At 43.1% G+C, this 19,422-nt stretch carries 15 protein-coding genes; 8 read left to right on the top strand and 7 right to left on the bottom strand.

Annotated elements, in window-relative coordinates; genetic code table 11:
- Positions 1-147: 147 nt before the first annotated feature.
- From ACFFAP_RS08985 to ACFFAP_RS08970, 4 genes are all read left to right on the top strand, one after another.
- Complete coding sequence (locus tag ACFFAP_RS08985) at positions 148-378, top strand: hypothetical protein (protein WP_375510887.1); 231 nt, start codon at positions 148-150, stop codon at positions 376-378.
- Between the two features lie 8 nt (positions 379-386).
- Positions 387-2,492 carry a potassium-transporting ATPase subunit KdpB gene (gene kdpB / locus ACFFAP_RS08980; protein WP_375510886.1) on the top strand — a complete coding sequence of 702 codons (2,106 nt, stop codon included), beginning with the start codon at positions 387-389 and terminating at the stop codon, positions 2,490-2,492.
- A 42-nt stretch (positions 2,493-2,534) separates the two neighbouring features.
- Positions 2,535-3,137, top strand: a complete 603-nt coding sequence (gene kdpC / locus ACFFAP_RS08975) for a K(+)-transporting ATPase subunit C (RefSeq protein WP_375510885.1) — start codon at positions 2,535-2,537, stop codon at positions 3,135-3,137.
- A 132-nt stretch (positions 3,138-3,269) separates the two neighbouring features.
- Positions 3,270-4,634, top strand: coding sequence for a universal stress protein (locus ACFFAP_RS08970; protein WP_375510884.1), 1,365 nt, complete (start codon positions 3,270-3,272; stop codon positions 4,632-4,634).
- A 4-nt stretch (positions 4,635-4,638) separates the two neighbouring features.
- Here the strand turns inward: ACFFAP_RS08970 and ACFFAP_RS08965 are convergent, their stop codons facing one another.
- The 3 genes from ACFFAP_RS08965 to ACFFAP_RS08955 form a co-directional block, all read right to left on the bottom strand.
- Complete coding sequence (locus tag ACFFAP_RS08965) at positions 4,639-6,135, bottom strand: carotenoid oxygenase family protein (RefSeq protein ID WP_375510883.1); 1,497 nt, start codon at positions 6,133-6,135, stop codon at positions 4,639-4,641.
- A 133-nt stretch (positions 6,136-6,268) separates the two neighbouring features.
- Positions 6,269-7,684, bottom strand: a complete 1,416-nt coding sequence (locus ACFFAP_RS08960) for a folate/biopterin family MFS transporter (protein WP_375510882.1) — start codon at positions 7,682-7,684, stop codon at positions 6,269-6,271.
- A 314-nt stretch (positions 7,685-7,998) separates the two neighbouring features.
- Entirely contained in the window at positions 7,999-8,751 is a 753-nt protein-coding gene (locus ACFFAP_RS08955) for a PEP-CTERM sorting domain-containing protein (RefSeq protein ID WP_375510881.1), read from the bottom strand.
- A 492-nt stretch (positions 8,752-9,243) separates the two neighbouring features.
- Here ACFFAP_RS08955 and ACFFAP_RS08950 point away from each other — a divergent pair, with 492 nt between their 5' ends.
- The 4 genes from ACFFAP_RS08950 (at position 9,244) to ACFFAP_RS08935 (ending at position 14,909) form a co-directional block, all read left to right on the top strand.
- Entirely contained in the window at positions 9,244-10,482 is a 1,239-nt protein-coding gene (locus ACFFAP_RS08950; RefSeq protein ID WP_375510880.1) for an anhydro-N-acetylmuramic acid kinase, read from the top strand.
- Between the two features lie 94 nt (positions 10,483-10,576).
- Positions 10,577-11,023: a hypothetical protein gene (locus ACFFAP_RS08945; protein WP_375510879.1), complete on the top strand. Its 447-nt coding sequence runs from the start codon at positions 10,577-10,579 to the stop codon at positions 11,021-11,023.
- Between the two features lie 211 nt (positions 11,024-11,234).
- On the top strand, positions 11,235-12,248 hold the full coding sequence (locus ACFFAP_RS08940) for a glycosyltransferase family 2 protein (protein WP_375510878.1): 1,014 nt from the start codon (positions 11,235-11,237) through the stop codon (positions 12,246-12,248).
- A 1,107-nt stretch (positions 12,249-13,355) separates the two neighbouring features.
- Positions 13,356-14,909 carry a serine/threonine-protein kinase gene (locus tag ACFFAP_RS08935; protein WP_375510877.1) on the top strand — a complete coding sequence of 518 codons (1,554 nt, stop codon included), beginning with the start codon at positions 13,356-13,358 and terminating at the stop codon, positions 14,907-14,909.
- A 464-nt stretch (positions 14,910-15,373) separates the two neighbouring features.
- Here the strand turns inward: ACFFAP_RS08935 and ACFFAP_RS08930 are convergent, their stop codons facing one another.
- The 4 genes from ACFFAP_RS08930 to ACFFAP_RS08915 form a co-directional block, all read right to left on the bottom strand.
- Positions 15,374-15,571, bottom strand: coding sequence for an NblA/ycf18 family protein (locus tag ACFFAP_RS08930; protein ID WP_041565841.1), 198 nt, complete (start codon positions 15,569-15,571; stop codon positions 15,374-15,376).
- Between the two features lie 818 nt (positions 15,572-16,389).
- Positions 16,390-17,115, bottom strand: a complete 726-nt coding sequence (locus ACFFAP_RS08925; RefSeq protein WP_375510876.1) for a Stp1/IreP family PP2C-type Ser/Thr phosphatase — start codon at positions 17,113-17,115, stop codon at positions 16,390-16,392.
- 18 nt (positions 17,116-17,133) lie between these two features.
- Positions 17,134-18,819, bottom strand: coding sequence for an ABC1 kinase family protein (locus ACFFAP_RS08920; protein WP_375510875.1), 1,686 nt, complete (start codon positions 18,817-18,819; stop codon positions 17,134-17,136).
- A gap of 202 nt (positions 18,820-19,021) precedes the next feature.
- Positions 19,022-19,348, bottom strand: coding sequence for a DUF6825 family protein (locus ACFFAP_RS08915; protein ID WP_375510874.1), 327 nt, complete (start codon positions 19,346-19,348; stop codon positions 19,022-19,024).
- Positions 19,349-19,422: the final 74 nt, after the last annotated feature.

Below are 19,422 nucleotides of genomic sequence, written 5' to 3'. Positions count from 1 at the left end.
ACTTCCGAGTTCAAAGGCTCAACTTCCGAGTTCAAAGGCTCAACTTCCGAGTTCAAAGGCTCAACTTCCGAGTTCAGAGGCTCAACTTCCGAGTTCAGAGGCAATACAGTTCAGTAGCGTCAAAAACTATAAACTGCGTAGGTTGGGTTGAACTTTAGTGTTACCCAACAAACCAGCGAAAATGTTGGGTTTCGTTCCTCAACCCAACCTACGATTCTCCTTAATCCAAGCGTATTGAGTTCAGAGGCTCAAGTGCCGAGTTCAGAAGCTAATAATGAAAACAAGATTCATCTTGACAGCGCTACTCCTACTCCTGTACAGACGCGATTAATCGCGTCTCCTAACTCCTGTACAGACGCGATTAATCGCGTCTCCTAACTTTATTCATGAATCAAGTGGCAACTAACTTCAAAGCTAGACGGCCAAATCCTCGTTCTGGCGATCGCCGCCAAGCACGTAAAAAGGCCAAAACAATTAATAAGTGGCTGTACTTAAGGGCAATGAAAGATGCTTTTGTCAAGCTCAACCCTAAGTATGCAATTAAAAATCCAGTGATGTTTGTGGTTTGGGTGGCAACAATCATCATCCTATTGCTAACAATTGATCCCAACCTATTTGGCCCAGCCCTCCAAAAGAACCCGCAACTTTTCAACGGCTTGTTATCGGGGATTTTATTCTTTACAGTTTGGTTTGCGAATTTTGCCGAAGCAATTGCAGAAGGGCGGGGTAAAGCCCAAGCCGATGCCTTGCGATTAACGAAATCAGAGACGATCGCGAAAAAACTTGCTGCTGACGGCACAATTAATGAAGTTTCATCCACCAGCCTTAAACAGGGTGATAACATCTACGTTATTGCTGGCGATATCATTCCCGCCGATGGCGAGGTAATCATGGGTGTCGGCTCAGTGGATGAATCGGCAATTACTGGGGAATCCGCACCAGTATTAAAAGAATCAGGTTCCGACGTTGCCAGTTCCGTCACTGGTGGGACGCGGATTATCTCAGATGAGCTAATTATCCGCATCACTAATGACCCAGGTAAAGGTTTTATTGACCGGATGATTGCCTTGCTAGAAGGGGCAGAACGCAGCAAAACACCCAATGAAATTGCCCTGAGAGTATTGCTGGCAGTTCTCAGCTTAGTGTTTTTGTTAGTCGTGGTAACTCTGCCCGCACTTGCTTACTATGTCAACAGTCCAGTCAGCGTGCCAATTTTGATTGCCCTATTAGTAGCATTAATTCCTACAAGCATTGGCGGCTTACTCAGTACCATCGGTATTGCTGGGATGGATCGAGTTGCCCAATTTAACGTCATTGCCACTTCAGGACGAGCAGTCGAAGCCTGTGGAGATGTCAACATTTTAGTTCTTGATAAAACAGGTACAATTACCCTCGGTAACCGTTTGGCGGAAGAATTTATTCCGATCAACGGTCATTCAATGTCAGAAATTGCTAATGTTGCCTGGGCGGCTAGTGTCTTTGACAATACACCAGAAGGTAAATCTATTGCGCGACTGGCAGAAAAGTTAGGCGCAAGGTTTGATTTCGACCCCAACCAGGCAGAAGGAGTTGATTTTTCTGCCAAAACACGCATAAGTGGTACAAACTTGCCTGGTGGGTATGAGGCGAGGAAAGGATCAGTAGAAGCCATTAAAGAATTTGTCCGTTCCCGCAACGGACGCGAGACACCAGAATTGGATGCTACCTACGAACGAGTTTCTCGCCTGGGAGGTACACCCCTAGCAGTCAGCCTAGATAACGAAATCTATGGAGTTATTTATCTTAAAGATATAGTTAAACCTGGTATCCGCGATCGCTTTGAGCAATTGCGACGCATGGGAGTGCATACCATCATGCTAACTGGAGACAACCAGATTACAACTTCTGTCATTGCCAAAGAAGCTGGAGTTGATGACTTCATCGCCGAAGCCACACCAGAAGACAAAATCAACGTCATTAAGAAGGAACAAGCAACAGGTAAACTAGTTGCCATGACAGGAGATGGGACTAACGATGCCCCAGCATTAGCCCAAGCTAACGTCGGCGTTGCGATGAATACAGGCACGCAAGCTGCAAAAGAAGCCGCCAACATGGTAGATTTGGACTCCGATCCCACAAAGCTGATCGATATCATTAGTATTGGCAAACAATTACTGATTACTCGCGGGGCATTGACGACATTTTCCATCGCTAATGATATTGCTAAATACTTTGCGATTATCCCAGTGATATTTGTCGCTGCTAATTTGCAAAGCTTAAATATTATGAATTTGACTAGCCCTAATTCTGCTGTTCTATCAGCACTGATTTATAATGCTTTGATTATTCCCGCTTTGATTCCGTTGGCATTGAAGGGTGTGCGGTTTAGGCCGTTGACAGCTAATCAGCTACTCCAACGCAATATCTTAATTTATGGCTTAGGTGGGGTGATTGCGCCGTTTATCGCCATTAAATTGATAGATTTACTGATTACAATTGTGGGCTTGGCTTAAAGACAGTAAAAAATAAAATATTAGCAGCAATTGGAAAATTTTATGGCTATTATTCGAGAAACTATCAGAGCAATTTTTATAACCCTAATGCTTTGGTTGTTGACTGCAATCATCTATCCTCTAATAATCCTTGTAGTGGGTCAAGTTTTTTTGCCCTATCAAGCTAATGGCAGCATCATGCAGAATCTAAAAGGCGAAGCAATTGGTTCTGCTTTGATTAGTCAGGTGTTCACATCTGAGCGATATTTTCATCCTCGTCCTAGTACTGTTAGATATAGCCAAGGCAAAAAAGCCAAGCCAACTGGCATATCTGGAGCTAGCAATCTTGCTCCTAGCAATCCAGAACTACTCAACCGGATTCTAGAACAGGCAAATCAGTTACGAGACGAAAATCTTCAACCGATCGCTGATATAATTTATACCTCTGGCTCTGGTTTAGACCCGCATATTTCATTAAGAGCAGCACGGCAACAATCGACGCGGGTTGCTAGTGCGCGGGGAGTAAAAGAAGATGAAATCCTACGTTTAATTAATAAGTTTACTGAGGGCAGATTTTTATGGATTTTTGGTGAGCCAGGAGTCAATGTTCTCCGATTGAATTATGCTCTTGACGTGCAAGATTTTTATCGTCAGCCAAATCAGTAAGTGGGGAGTACAGACGCGATTAATCGCGTCTATACAGGAGTTAGGAATAATATAGATAACTTTTTCGTTACTCTCTACGCCTCTACGTGAGCCATAAGATTCTTGTTTTAAAATATTCATGCAAAAGGTCTAATGTCAGATAAAAGTAATAGTGGTTCGGCTGGCACTCCTTTAAATTCTGGAAGTTACTCGCTTTATCCGGCACGACGGCGGGGTAAGCATAAAATATTTATTGGCATGGCTCCAGGAGTAGGTAAAACCTACCGGATGCTGGAAGAGGGACACGCACTTAAACACGAAGGGCTTGATGTCGTTGTTGGACTTTTAGAAACCCACGGACGCAAAGACACAGCTGACAAGGCAGAGGGACTGGAGATTGTACCCCGTAAGGAATATTCTCGCGGTGAATTGACACTAACGGATATGGATACAGATGCGATTTTAAAGCGATGTCTGGCGACAAGCCCTTCTCTACGAGAGGCTGCGCCAACGGGTTCGGGGGTGACGCTCGAAGACTCGCTAACGCTACGCTATCGCAATCGACGGGAACCGCCATCGCTCTTAGCGTCTCCCCTTGGGAGAAGACTGCGACCCCCTCACCGCTTTGCGTCTACGCCCCAATTAGTCTTAATTGATGAACTTGCCCATACCAATGTCCCTGGTTCCCCACGCGAAAAACGCTACCAAGATGTAGAAGTAGTTTTAGCAGCAGGTATTGATGTCTACTCCACAATGAATGTGCAACATTTGGAAAGTCTCAATGACTTAGTAGCCAGAATTACTGGGGTAGTAGTCCGTGAGCGGGTTCCTGACAGGATTCTGGATGAAGCAGATGAAATAGTGGTAGTGGATGTCACACCTGAAACACTGCAAGAACGGTTATTAGAAGGGAAGATTTACGCACCGCAAAAAATCCAACAATCCCTCGATAATTTTTTCCAACGCCGTAACCTGATTGCTTTGCGGGAATTGGCTTTGCGGGAAGTAGCAGACAACGTGGAAGAAAATGCGATTGCGCTTCGCGCACGCTTCCCGAACGCCTCCACTGCCAACGGGCAATTTTGTAATATTCACGAGCGGGTTTTGGTATGTGTATCCACTTATCCCAACTCAGTACAACTGTTGCGCCGGGGTGCGAGGCTGGCTAACTATATGAACGCACCGCTTTATACTTTGTTCGTTGCCGATCCAGAGCGCTTCCTCACCAAGGAGGAAAGCTTACACATCCACACTTGTGAAAAATTGTGTAAGGAATTTGAAGGTAGTTTTATTCGTGTCACCAACAGTAACGTAGCTAATGCGATCGCCCAAGTTGCTGAGAAATATCGGATCACCCAGATTGTTATTGGAGAAAGTCAGCGAACCTCCTTCGGAGGCGCTTTGCTAACGCGCTGGCAAATGTTCCTCAAAGGATCTTTGACGCAAAAATTAGTACGCTTGCTCAAAAACATCGATTTGCATATCATTGCCAGCGAAAAAATGGTTTCACGCAAATAGGGGATCAAACTTCCATAAAAACCTCAGAAGAAAAGCTCCCATGTAGACCATAAGGGATATGATGCTTTAGATGTAGCCGCGCGATCGCTCCTTTAGAGAAATCACTAGCATCCAAAATTACCAAATCTGAGCGGTGATGGGCAGCATCATAAACCAAAGCTAATATCCAACCATCATCTTCCTTTTCGGAATCTGGACGCGGGACAAAAATCGGTTCACCTACAAAACCACGGGGTGCAGCACTCCAAAGTTGTCTTTCTCCAGACTCTAAATCAATTTTCAGCAATGCTTGTAAGGGAGCATTACCTGTGTTTGCATGAGCCGCACCTATATATAGATATCGATAAGGGTGTCCCACATTCGCCGGATGTATGCTGGGAAATTCACAACAACGCCCATCAATCAATTCCTGCCGTACTATCCCATTCTTTAGATTCAGACTAAATCGCCAGAGTTTCCCAGGTGAAAGTGCCTCAAAATCAACTTGTCGAAAATCGCTTTCGGGTTCCACTTCTGGTAAATGTTGGTAGCAAATGGAGTCAATCAAAACTTCTTCTCCTACCTCAAAAGCATTAACGTGGTGGAAGACGAAACCAGACTGAGTTTCTAGAATTTTTATCTTTTCTTGCCCTTCTTTGGGAAAGCGGGGAATAATTATAATTTGAGTTGGCTGATTTGGCTGAAATTTGATACATTCTCCCGCCGCACGTATTCCCAAGGCGAAAGGTATGGGATTAAATGTGACAGGATTTTGAAAGAAGATGCAGTAATTGCGAGTAATGACAAAATCGTGGATGAAACAGAAACCTGGCACACTATGAGCGTGCTGTCTAACAATTTTACCTGCTGAGTTTAGCTCGAAAATAGTAATTGTGGTAGATAATCCCGGCTTAATCGAGAAGTTTACCAGGCAAGGTGCGCCCCCATCTTGGTCACAATTCTTTTCCACGCGGGGATGTGCAGCGAAAGCTTCACCTGCTGACAAAACACCGTTAAAATATTCATTACCCAATGTTTCAAGAGTATAAGGATCAAGGCGATGTGCTTCAGCCCCTTCCCACAGTGCTAGCAGTTTACCACCCCAATAGATAACATTTGTATTGGCGATATTTTTGAGTTTGAAGTCAAAGATATTAGCTAGCCAACCGCCGGGTTTTTGAGTGCCAAAAGTACCGCGATAGAGAATTTTTCCTGCCTTTTGCTCTGCCAAATAGCCAGTTGTGTGGACAAAGCGATTGCGAAAATGGGCACGACCGTTCGTAAAGGTAATTTTGCTAATCATCCCATCCCCATCAAACGGGTGATGAAGAAGTTGCCCATTCACATCCAGCAAACCAGGGCCATTTCTAAACAGCGTCCCTTGTAATTCTTTGGGAATTTGTCCTTCTATATCATCAATCCAATAATCAAACTCTTGGGTAAGAGATTGATATCCTCCTTGCCAGTCTGCACGAGTGTAAGATTTTTCTGTAACTGGGCTTTGTTGACTTTTAAAATGCATATAGTTTGTTTTTTCTTGTTACCTTGCAGGAAAATATGTAGCAGCTAAAAAGAATTTATTTGTAACTTTGCTACGCCAGTTGCTACAACGGTAAGGTAGCGCACTGCCTCGACTTGGCGTGAAATTTATTACACTATTCCACTATTTCCGACTCTGGTTCTCTCAGTACTAACTCAGACATCAAATCTGGCAAAAACTCTTGATCCCCATCTTTGGGTGTCTCAGTTTGTTCTTCAGCAGCAGGTAGCCAGTTGATAAATGGTAGGGGTAACAGCGTGCTGAGGTTAGTAATTAGCACCAATAGCCAAAGTGACTCAAAGTTCGTTGCGGTGATCCCCAGCCAATAGGTGATTAATGCCCCGAATGCATGGGAAACCGTTCCTGCTGAATTAAACACCGACATTAACAAGGCAAATAATGTCGCTTCCACACCAGAGGGACAAAGCCTTGCTGCTAGCACCATCACTTGCATAAAGGCAATTTTCCCCATTACAGAGAGAATCAGGCTATCACCCAAACTAAACCAGTGGTCATCTATACCCAATAATCTGTTTGTGTGAGTCACTAACAACAGCATCGTCATCCCCAAAATTGAGGAAAGGACAGTACTCCAAGCAAAAATCACGCGAAAAGGGATGCTTTTGAGGAAACGTTGAAAAATCCAAACGCCTGCTAAAGAAGCGAAACTTGTCACCAAATGCACCCGCCCTAGAAATTCTGGTTCAAAGTGGAGTTCGTTGGTAGCGAAGTAGAAAAAGGCTGAGTCAGCATTTGGGGTAGCTTGCCAGATGAAGATAAACGCCGTTGGTAGCCAAATTGTTTTTTGGCTAATGGCTTGGCGTAGCTGCCCCAGTTGATGTTTGATTGGTAAAGAGTTGGTGTGATTACTATCTTGAGCATCTTTGCTAACGGGGGACTCAGCAATTAACCAAGCTACCCCTGAGACGATGAGAGGGAATAAAGCGGTTATTCCAAAGACAGTACGGGTAGTAAAGTATTGCAGCAGCAGACCACTAAAGTATGCTGTTATCAAACCTCCGATCGCAGAAGCACCCCAGCATAGAGATTGTAATGAACCGGCTTTCGCTTGCGATTCGCCTCTAGCTCGTTCCACAACCAGCGAGTCAACTATCACATCACTCATGGCGACAGAGAGAGAACCAAGAGCGATCGCTAAAGTAGCTGCCCAGCTAGTATGAACTATTGTGGCCAGACTCACCCAGGAAGCAGTTCCCAGTATCCCAGATAAAATCAAGTAAGGACGCCGACGATAGCCAAATATAGGCAAGCCATCAGAGATAAAACCAAACACCGGCTTAATCATCCAAGGTAGGAAGACAATTCCCAATAGCGCCGACACCTGGACTGGACTCAGCAGCAGTTCATCTTTGAGGAAAAAGCTAACGGCTAGACGCGATAACCCTAAAATTCCTTGGACAAAATAAACGGTGAGAATTGCAATTAACTCTGCATTAGGTTCATTACCCAAGAAGATTTTTTGTGTTAGTGAGTCTTTGACCTTGGACAAGCCAGATGATTGAAGCACCATTTGATAAATATTTTTTAAATTTTATCTACTTTTCTATCATATCGATTCTTAGGATGTGGGCTTGGAGTCAATCCTACTCTTAAAGCTTGCTACGCGTTGCGTTGACCGTAGGAAAAGGGCTGATCATAAGTGGCAAAAGGATTAGGGCGAGTTTACCTAAGTAAGCTCGCCCTAACTTGTATTTAATGTTGAATTGTCACCGGAAGTTTTGAAATCCTGCCTACCGCACGCTACATGAACATAAAGCCTGGGGTTAGGGTGTAGAGAAAATCAAGAAACTCTTACTGAGCTATGATTGGTATCTTTAATTAAGATTACCTGACGCTTTGTAACTTCTCGTTCTTGCGCTTGCGTAGAAACATACCGCCTACAGCCAGCATACCTAAGGTAACACTAGGCTCAGGAACAGATTTCGGGTCAAAACCTGTAAATCTGTCAGTTCCTAGATGGAAAGAATGGTTGTCGCTTTCAAATCCACCACCACCTGCTTGGGTAATGACAATCTTATTGAAAATATCGTTGCTACTATCTGAGTAGAAGTGAAGGTAGCCATTGCCTTCACCGCCATGCTGCGAGGCATGAATTGGAGCAACCGGGTTAACATCCTCAGTTGAAAATGATTTAATCAAAGTATCGCCATTATAGAAGGAAAAAATGTTACCGGAACTGATAGCTCCCCAGTCAATACCAAAATAATTGAGGTAATTGTCAAGCTTAATTGCGACTTGATCGCCGTTAAAAACTGCCAAATAGTTAGTGTTATTGACTTCACCATTTGCCCCAGCAGGTGCCCATACATCTGACCTAACACTGCTGCTTCCACTGTTGTTCTCAAATGAGTACTTAGCGAAACCAGTAGTTGGTGCTTGACCATTATTGAAGTTAACAGTTGTTGTACCCGGAAGCTGAGTAAACTCAGAATAAGCACCTTGGTCAGTTTCTCCATTAGGGGCTGCAATGCCAGTAGTTACCTTGAAGGAAATAGCCTGAGCAGAACCTGCGTAGATAAATGAAGAGATTGCAGATAAAGATAAAGCAGTGATGCAAGCAATTTTTTTAATAGACATAATTTGGAGAGCCTGTAGTTTTCTTCGTTGATAAATTCGTTATGTGATTTGAGTTCATTATGTAATTTCTTCCAGAATAAGTAACATGATGAAATTACTGATTTTGCCTTTGCTGACAATTTTATATATTTGGGAAATAATTGACTATTTACTAGAAACAAAATAAGTAGTTTTACGTGACAAAAAAGTCTAAAGTTCATCTGTTCTTTATCTGAAAGTAAAAAAAATATAAAGTGATATCATGGTTGTGAAGAATTTGTATTTTTAGATATTTTCTTGATTAAGGACTAATAAAGAGAACAGACAGTCTTTGAGAACCCTGTTTATTGATAAATTAAAAATAGATTCGTGGTCATTACTATCGGTTTTGACATTCTTCCCTTGCTCTGCCTACTCGTCCTTCTCCAGTCAACTATGCCACCCTAATTTTTTTGACATGGCTAGTAACATGAATTAAACTACCTCTTGCAATCAACAAAAAAATCTTTATCAATGCATCCGACTCAAGAAGCTGTCCCTACTCGCGTTATCGGTTTAATTAGTGGCACATCCGTAGATGGCATAGACGCTGCGTTGGTAGAGATTTCCGGTACAGAATTGGATATCAAAGTTGAGTTGCTAGCCGGGGTAACATATCCTTATCCAGCCGAACTCAGAGAAAGAATATTGGCAGTTGGTGCAGGCGTTGCTATCTCAATGGCTGAATTGGCAGAAATAGATGATGCGATCGCCCAAGTCTTTGCCCAAGCCGCCCAAAATATTCAAATTAGTCATCAGCCAGCCACTTTAATTGGCTCCCACGGTCAAACGGTTTATCATCGACCACCTATGGATAGGGAAATGGGGAAGAAAACCACTCCCTACTCCTTACTCCCTACTCCCCATTCGCCACTAGGTTACAGTCTGCAACTAGGACGCGGTGCATTAATTGCCCATCTTACGGGTATTACAACTGTGAGCAACTTCCGCGTTGCTGATATCGATATTGGTGGTCATGGTGCGCCTCTTGTGCCCAGAGTAGATGCCTATTTACTCAGTCATCCCCAGGAAGGGCGTTGTATTCAAAACATTGGTGGTATTGGTAATGTTGCTTATATTCCGCCTCAAAATGGTGACTGGCTCTCAAAAATTCGCGCTTGGGATACTGGGCCAGGAAATAGTCTGTTGGATCTGGCGGTGGAGCATTTAAGCGCTGGTGCTAAAACTTACGATGAAGATGGCAATTGGGCAGCGAGTGGTACTCCTTGCCATCCATTGGTAGAACAATGGCTCAACCAAGACTATTTTCATCTGCCGCCGCCCAAATCCACTGGTCGAGAGTTATTTGGTGTGACTTACCTGCATCAGTGTTTAAAAGATGCCCAAGCATACCAACTCAACGCCGCCGACTTACTGGCAACTCTCACGGAACTTACAGCTGCTTCAATTGTTCATAGTTACCGCACTTTTTTGCCGGAAATGCCACAAAGAGTACTATTATGTGGCGGTGGTAGTCGCAATCTCTATTTGAAACGTCGATTAGAGTTGTTGTTGCCATCAATACCAGTCTTGACTACAGATGAAGTCGGCTTGAGCGCAGACTTTAAAGAAGCGATCGCCTTTGCAGTTTTAGCCTACTGGCGACTTTTGGGTATTCCTGGCAACCTACCTACTGCCACTGGGGCACCTCAAGAAGTGCTTTTAGGAGAAATTCACCAAAGTCACTACTCAGTCCTGAGACATGAGCAATAAACAAGAAAAAAAATTCGGTTCTTCAGCACTTGCAATTCAGCACTGCTATAACTGTAGTCTTGGCGGCACTCGATCAAGACAGGGAATATAGAAGGTGGCTCATACTTTTTTATTGGAACCAGGACGCTGGACAATGCAAGGAAATTGGCTGGAACGTAATGGTATGCCAATCAGCGTCAAGGGTATGACCTTGGTAGCTTGGAATCGAGATAACTGGTTCACTATGGCTACAAAACTAATATTTCCTGGTAGCGATCGCTCAGAAATCTCTCTACAATACAAGGGGCGGCTGCATGAGGGAGAGCGTCAGTATACTTTTTTACTCCAGCATAATATTTTGGGGCAGGTTGAAGGTGAAGGCTGGATTGGTTTAGATACTATTGTGCAGCGTTACTGGGTAATTGGCGATCGTCAGCGTCGTAGTGGCTTTGAAACCCTACACCGAATTTCGGAGGATAAATATTACCTCAGTAGTGGCATCTTGGCTGGTCATTTTTTAACTAATACAATGGAAGCTAGCCTAGAGCGTCAGTCAACCTAAAGGTAGCGCTGATGTCCGTCTAGGCTGGAAGCCTGCCGCTCAAACAATCCCAATGCACTGCTTCCTCAACGCCCAATGTCTCATGCCTGACCTCAAGGAGTCATCGTTTTTTCTTACTGACCTACTGAGTTGTATACTAAATAAGAAATTATCAAACTATCGTTAGAGTTTTAGTATTTTTACCGAATCGTGTAGTCTGGAGTCCAGTTTCATGAATCCTAAAGTCTCTGTCATTATTCCTGCTTACAATACTGAAGCTTATCTTGCAAAGGCAATAGAGTCAGTTTTAGAGCAAACGCTCACAGATATTGAAGTTATCATAGTCGATGATGCTTCAAGTGATAAAACTGTAGAAGTCGCTAAAAGTTTTACTGACCCACGTCTGAAAATAATAGTTAATCAACAAAACCTTGGGGCTGCTGCTGCGCGTAATCGTGCCCTTAGAGCAGCCCAAGGAGAATGGATTGCTGTGCTTGATTCAGATGATTGGTATGCTCCTGAAAGATTGTCCAAGCTTGTGTCACTGGCAAACGAAAGAAATGCAGACATGATTGCTGACGATCTTTATTTAATCAAGGATGGCGAAACATCTCCTTGGAGCACATTGATTCAAGAAAGTGAAGAACCTATAGATAAAATTTTCCAAATTGATATCGTTTATTTTGTAGAAACTGATGTCTATGGAAAACCAGGGTTGCATCTTGGTATAAGCAAGCCTCTATTCAAACGAGAATTTCTGGTTAAGCACGGCATCGAGTACGATGATGCCATCAGGATGGGTCAAGATTTTTGGATTAATATGAAATGCTTAATCAAAGGAGCTCGCTTTTTCCTTGAGCCAAAACCCTATTATTTCTACCGCTCACGCCCCGGTTCTCTTGTACATAAAAGCCAATTGTCACGTCTAAATCAATATTTGAATGCTAGTAATTCTTTCATGCAACAAGAAGTTGTGAAAAAAAATCCAGCTTTAATGCGTGCTATGTCTTATAATAATTCAATCTATAAAAAAGATCTAGCTTACCTTAAAGTTGTAGAGCCTCTCAAGGAAAGAAAATGGTTAAAAGCATTGACAGAAATGGGTAAAAATCCGTACTTCTTTTATGATTTTATTTTCCGATTGAACAATATTATCGAACGTCGAATTCAATACTATGTGATGGGTAATAAATCAGTTTTTGACATTTCTTATAACATACAGAGAGAACGAAAAACTACTAATTAGTACTATCACATTTTTCTCAATAAATAATCTATCCTTACGTAGTTAGAATGAGCCTGAAGGTTAAAAAGCTGGTAAGGCAATAAGTATCTTTAATGATTCCTACTTACAAAATAAACGCAGAGGACAGCCTTGCTAGAGGTAGGAGGAAAGTAATAAATTAAGCAAAACTTTAGTTGTAGACCACTGCTCACTAAAATAACCTGAGTGTGACGAACCTCTCCTTGCCTTAAACTAAAGTTCAAGTCGTCCCTCTCCTACTGGGATAGGGACGGTTTTGGGTAATAAAACTTCTTAGAGGTCTTTTGATTGGGCTAATTAGGCGGACACTATATGAGCCGTCGAATTTACGTTAAAACAACAGTCATAAATCCTAATAAGCTAGAGCATTATTTACGAGGCATGAGGGCTTGGAGCTTATAAAATCTGCCCAGCACGGCTTCATGTCGTCCCTGAAGACTTTATTGATATTCAAAACTTCGCACTCATTACTGAGTTCTTAGAACTCTCTGGTGAGTGTGGTGCTACCTAATTAAACTTTTTGGCAAATCCTAGAGTTATCTATTTAGTCAAAATTGGGCAAACTAAAATTACACTAGAATGAAAGTGCAAAATGATACAAAGCGTCATTATAAATCTACCCTTTCTGCTTGTTTGATCTGACATGTTGCACCAGTTGTAATAACCGTCTTGGTTGCAAACCGCTAGATCATGCTTTCAATCTTCTAAAAGAGGACTGAAAAAAGCTAGTACAGCAAGCGCAAAAATAAATATACCCTTCGGGTTCACCAGTCGCCTGCGGAGGGTTTCCCTCCCGCAGCGCTGGTGAACCATTTCAAATGGCGCAAGAGCTTGGAATACAATTTCTTTGACTTTTGAATGCGTGACTTTTAAACGCCAGTTGCTTCTCTTCTCTACAAGAGGCTGCGCCAACGAGACGCTGCGCGAACGAAGTCGGCAGAGAGAGCCGCAAGGACGCACTGGCTCCTTTTGACTTCCGCCTTGCGGTATGAGCCTAGAAAGTCATTTATGGGTGCAATAATCAGATATCAGTTTCAATGCACTTTTGCTCCTAAACACTTACAACCTGCTTTTGGATTCAAATTCTCTATGTCAGACCCCAACATTGGTCGCTTACTAAGCAAACGCTACCAACTCCAAGAGTTAATCGGTACTGGAGCAATGGGTCGGGTTTATCGTGCTAAAGATACTTTGTTGGGAGGTGTACCTGTTGCGGTTAAGTTTCTGGCGCTATCAATCCAAAATGAAAAGATGCGATTGCAAGACCGCTTTGAGCGAGAAGCAAAAACCTGTGCTTTACTAGGGCAAAAAAGCATCCACATTGTCCGAGTCATGGATTATGGCGTAGATGACAATAACACCCCGTTCTACGTCATGGAATATCTACAAGGACAAAGCCTGAACAATATTATTCGCAAGCAACGACTGCCTTTACCAAGATTCCTGAGTATGGCGCGTCAACTCAGCCTGGGGTTACAGTGCGCTCATGATGGCATCCCAGTTGATGGCCATATTTGCCCAATTATCCATCGCGATGTCAAGCCAAGCAATATGCTGGTGATTCAAGATCCCAGTTTCGGAGAATTGGTCAAGGTTCTAGATTTTGGTATTGCTAAATTATTACAGTCAGATGGCGACCATACAAAATTCTATTTGGGGACATTGGCTTATTCTTCTCCCGAACAGATGGAGGGTAAAGAATTAGACAATCGTGCTGATATTTATAGTTTGGGCGTCATGATGTTTGAGATGCTCACAGGCAAAATGCCACTGGTGCCACCAATTCACTCTTTTGGAGCATGGTATAAAGTACATCACTATCAAAAACCACGTTCTTTTGTTGAGGTTGCGCCCGGATTAGAATTACCAAAAGAAATTGAAAATTTGGTGATGAGTTGTCTAGCTAAAGTACCACGCGATCGCCCCCAAAGTATCACTGAAATCCTCAAAGTTTTAGCATCTCTAGAAAAGCCTGAGCATTCACGCAAAATTAAGCAAGACAGCCAGGCGCTAGTTCCTGCTATTAGAGTGAGCAATGAGCTTGAACAAAAGACAAAAGGCGATTCGCGGGTATTGTCGTCAAACGATGAAATCGCTCGTGGCATTTCCTGGCCTGACAATAAACCAGTTGCCGATATTGTATTTCCCCAGCCCATTCATACCAATGGGGAGGTTTTACCAGCTTTGTGGGTGATGCTACCGCAAAAGGAAATTCAAAAGCGCTTACTCTGTACCCGCTATAACCAATTTCTCTTCATCTCTGTTCCCCATCCCATGCTGCTATGGATTACTGTTATCTACAACCGCAAACATGGCGCTAAATGGTTACCTTACTACCTCGATCTCAAAACCAGTCTTGGTCAAGAAATTGCCCGGTTATTACAGCACACAGGTTACTACCGCCTGTTGTTCTTTGCACGAGAAACGCCAAATCGCTGTACCCATATCTTACTTTCCAGCGTCGCTTCTGCCCAGGGCCAACGACTGCAAGAGTGGCTCGCAATGAGCAACACATTGATCTCCTCTGCCGATCCGCAAATTAGTAAAAGCTTACTCAAAAGTGAGTACGAAAAGATTAAGCCTCAAATTCTCGCAAAACTGGAAAGTATTGATACAGATTCTCCATACGATCTTTCCAGCTAGGAATAATTTCTTTATGCTACATGTCTTATATGTAACTAAGGGCTGCTTTCTGGAAGAATGTAAACTTTTATAAACAAAATATATATAAAGATGTAAGTTCTAGTTATATGTATAAAGAGTGAAAAAACTAGCTGCCAAATCACGGCTATTTAAATTCTCTCTCAATCTTTCTGTGTATATATTCCGGGAGATGGTAAATTTACGCAGGTTAATTATTACAGCAGACGAAGCAAAAGGAAGTCTGTCTAAAGCCAAAAGTAGATTTTTACTACAAAATGAAAGTAAGTTTAGACTCTAGCAGATGTATCGTCGAAAAGTTTACTCATTGTTAGTTTTTTGAATTTAATTTTTGTCCAACCTTTACAAAATTGGTTATCGAAGTTGACGCCCCGACATCCCCAGCTCTTTTCCTCCTTGGAACCAAGCAAGAGAAGGAGGTCGCCCACTGCGACAGTAGAACGACTCTATGCCATAGTGGAACCGGAATCTAAGCCCCACTGGTGCTTAAGAAGCTCTTGATAAGTTGCCTCGCGCACGACCATTTGCTCATAGAGCTTTACTAAAAAGTCTTTAGCTTGATCGTGGCTCATATTTTGCACCTGAGTAGCAAATGAGCAGATGCTGAATTGCTGTTCCAAGGATAGTTTCATTGGTTGGTTCATAATTAACTCCGAAAAAACAACGAAGAAAGGTGATATCGCTTACAGAAGTCCAATTTGAATAATTGGACTGATATCTGTCCAACATTTGTTCCTCCGTATTAAGAAAGATAACAAGTGTTTGACACATTGCCCACATCCGAAGTGTGGACTTTTTTTGCTCTGATATTTTGCACCTAATCCTAGTGATATACTACCCACGTCAGCCGAGCCATATTCCGGAAAATATTCTCTGTTTGGTCTTGGATAGATATAACTACTTCTTAGCTCCTTTTTGCTTTGCATAACTCTCCTTTGAGGAGATGAGCAAATTTTGTCCTAAATCCTACATAGTTTCCCTGTTTGAGAAAAACTAAGATGCTGTCTCCTCCAATATGGAGGAAGCTTCGGAGGGTTGGGACTTTCAGGAGGTTGGAGAATAGATGGTAATAAGCGTGAATTATAGTCGCACTACCTTTTTACGTGCAAGATGTAAATCTACCAATTAATGGAAATTTGGCCTCTTTTAGTTCACTTTGGAGGCTAAAAATATTTGTATCAAATTGTAAAAAGTAAAAATGCTCATGCTGAACAAATTGCTGAGTATATCTACCGGATTTGTCATTTGTCCTTTGTCCCTTGTCCAATAGCTAGTAACTCTTGACCAATGACCAATACTTCAGCTTACCTCGGCTTTGCCCAACTCTTAGAGAGGCTTCGCCTTCGGCTACGCTGGCTGACAGGCTCGGCACGAGTCGCAGTTCGACTGCGCTCACCGTAAACTCAGTACAAGTGACCAATGACCAATGACCAATGACTAATGACCAATGACCAATAACTATTTAGTCCAGTGAGACGATGACAACTGTGATGTTATCGTGCCCTCCGTGGTCTTTGGCAGCCTCAACTAGGGAGATGGCGGCCTTATCAAGCCAAGGAGTGTCTTGGAGGCAGCTAGCAATCTTCTGTTCGACAAGTTCTTCTGTTAGACCATCACTACATAACAGCAAGCGATCGCCAGCTTTTACATCTAGTGGTTGCACATCAATTTGATGCAAGTCTTCACGCCCCAAACAGCGCGATAATACATGACGAAACGGATGTAATCGTGCTTCATCTAAGGTGATGTCACCGATTTTGATTGCCCGTGCTACCCAAGTGTGGTCTTCTGTTACTTGTTCTAAGTGCGATTCTCGGAAGCGATACAGCCGCGAATCGCCAACATGAGCGCACCAGGGCGTCTCTGGAGCGCGAAAAATTACCGCTACAACCGTTGTACCCATGTCGGCGCGTTCAGGATGATTTTGCTGATCGTGCAAAATCGCTTCATTAGCACCCCACAAAGCTTGCTCTAGTAATTCTTGGGAAGATTTTGAAGATTCCCAATTTGCCAGCAAATACGCTTGAATTTCTCCAGTGGCAATGCGGCTTGCTTCTTCACCTCCGGCATGACCACCCATGCCATCGGCAACAACGAAAAACCGCCCCTCTGGGTCGATATAGTAAGTATCCTGATTATTTGAACGAATAAGTCCCGGATCGCTAAAACCCGTGAAATTAAGTTTCATAAATTATTGTTGCAACAATTAATACATACGATCGTAACGGTCAAGGCGTAAAAGTAATCTGATCAGGATCACTGAAAGCACTGCTGCAATTAAACCAGGCGCTAGTGCCCACCATACATAATTGGTAACCACTAAGATCGTAGCTGAAAGGGTGAAACCACTGATTAACAGAGCATAACTTATTGAGAGCTGAATACTGCTCTGTCGGCGCAATAGGCGTTCAGTTTCGATAGACCGAACGCGCAGGCGCATGTCTCCCCGTTCTAGCTTCTCTAGGGTATCCTCTAACCTACGTGGTAGACCAAACGCGGTACTACTTACCTGAGCTGCTTGACGACTTAATTCGTTAATAAAGCTATTCCCCTCAGAACCATTCATATCGGTCATAAGCTGCATTGCATACGGTTTGGCAACTTCCATAAAGTTAAACTCTGGATCTAAACCTTTACCTACCCCTTCTAAGGTAGAAAAGGCTCGCATCACAAAAGTGAAGGTTGCTGGAAATCTAAATGGCTGATTATAAGCTATTTCGTAAAGGTCGTCACTAATTGCTGCCACTGATTGGTTTTCAAAAGGCTTATCCATGAAATGATCCAGCATGTACTGGACGGAACGCCGGACTGGCCCCATGTCATCGGTTGGGGCGATCGCGCCTAAATCGATCAAAGATTGAACAACGCGCGAGCCATCTTTTTGGGCAATGCCAAACAGTGTTTGCATTAGTCCTTCACGGACGTTTGACTTAATCCGCCCCATCATGCCGAAATCGTAGAATATCAAAGCACCACTTGCACTAATGGCAATATTGCCTGGGTGAGGATCGGCGTGGAAAAAGCCACTATTGAGCAATTGTAGTAAGTATGCTTGAGCGCCTTGACGAGCGATCGCCTTTCGATCTAAACCTGCTGCTTCTAAAGCTTCGTATTGGCTAATTTTAATTCCAGGGAGATATTCTAAAGTCAACACTCTGGACGAGGCGTAACGCCAGTATACTTTTGGGACGTTCACCCAATCGTAGCCGCGAAAGTTCCGGCGAAAAGTATCGGCGTTACGACCTTCGTTGAGATAATCAATTTCTTCCCAAAGAATACGACAACATTCTTCATAAATACCTAACCAATCTCGTCCCCGTCCCCATTTAGGATGGTTTTGAAAATAGCGGGTAATTCCCTTAAGAATTTGTAAATCTATTTCAAATAACTTCTTTAGTCCAGGACGTTGCACCTTGACGACAACCGATTCGCCACTATGCAGCACAGCTTTGTGTACTTGCCCCAAGCTAGCAGCAGCCAAAGGAATCGGTTCAAAATTATGGAAGAGTTCAGGAATTTTCTTGCCTAGTTCTCTCTCAATGGTTGCTTCTACTTGCTCATAGCTAAAAGCCGGTACTTTGTCTTGTAACTTGGCTAATTCTTCTACATATTCAACAGGGAATATATCAGCACGGGTAGAAAACAATTGCCCTACTTTGATGAAGGTTGGGCCTAAATCCAGCAGGGTATTGCGAATCCACACCGCTTGGGTTTTGCGTCTTGTGGCTTGCTTTGCCTCAGTCACACCACCCGGATAACTCCAAGATTTGTTGTATCGCCAAAGTTTGAACAATAAGGTCAAGACAAAAGACCAAATGTCCACAAAACGCCGTTTGCTTGAGTATTTTTCCCGATTCCAACGGTATGCTTTATCTGAATAACCTTGTTCCATATACTTTGTTTACCGTTGGTTTGCAACCGAATTCCTTGAAAGAAAAGACACTCTGATTCCTAAACTGTTTTTTTAGTGTCCTTTGTCCTTTGTCATTTGTCATTTGTACATAATAATTTTTGACCAATACTTCTCTTGTTAGGCTGCGCTAACGGCAAAGCTCAGTACAAGTGACTAATGACCAATGACCAATGACTAAAATTTATGCAGAAGTTCTACGATAATGTTGCAATTCTGTTCGTAACAGGGCAATTTCTGCTCGTAATTCATCAATATCTGCCTGCAAGTCACCTGAATCAGAACTGGCTTGTCCAGTACCTGTGGTAGGTTGGCCACCATTAGCAGCTTCTGCTGCCCGATTTGCCCGTTCTAGAACTTCGTCTGTAAACTGGCGCAGCTGCTCTCTAGCTTCTGCATCAAATTTGCCCAGATCGCTCAAAGCATCGGTCAAGGCGACCTCTAAACGCTCATTAACTACTTCAGCTACTGCTCTGCCTACGAAAAAGGCTTGCACAAGGGGGTTACTCATAAATTTTTGTTACGTTGCACCGCAAGAGAATTATAACTTGCCCGTATGCTTTACGGCTTCTGTTGTAGAGCTAG

It is taken from the genome of uncultured Nostoc sp. (genome assembly GCF_964245575.1).
Lineage (GTDB): Bacteria > Cyanobacteriota > Cyanobacteriia > Cyanobacteriales > Nostocaceae > Nostoc.
This window is presented reverse-complemented; position numbering and strand designations above follow the sequence as displayed.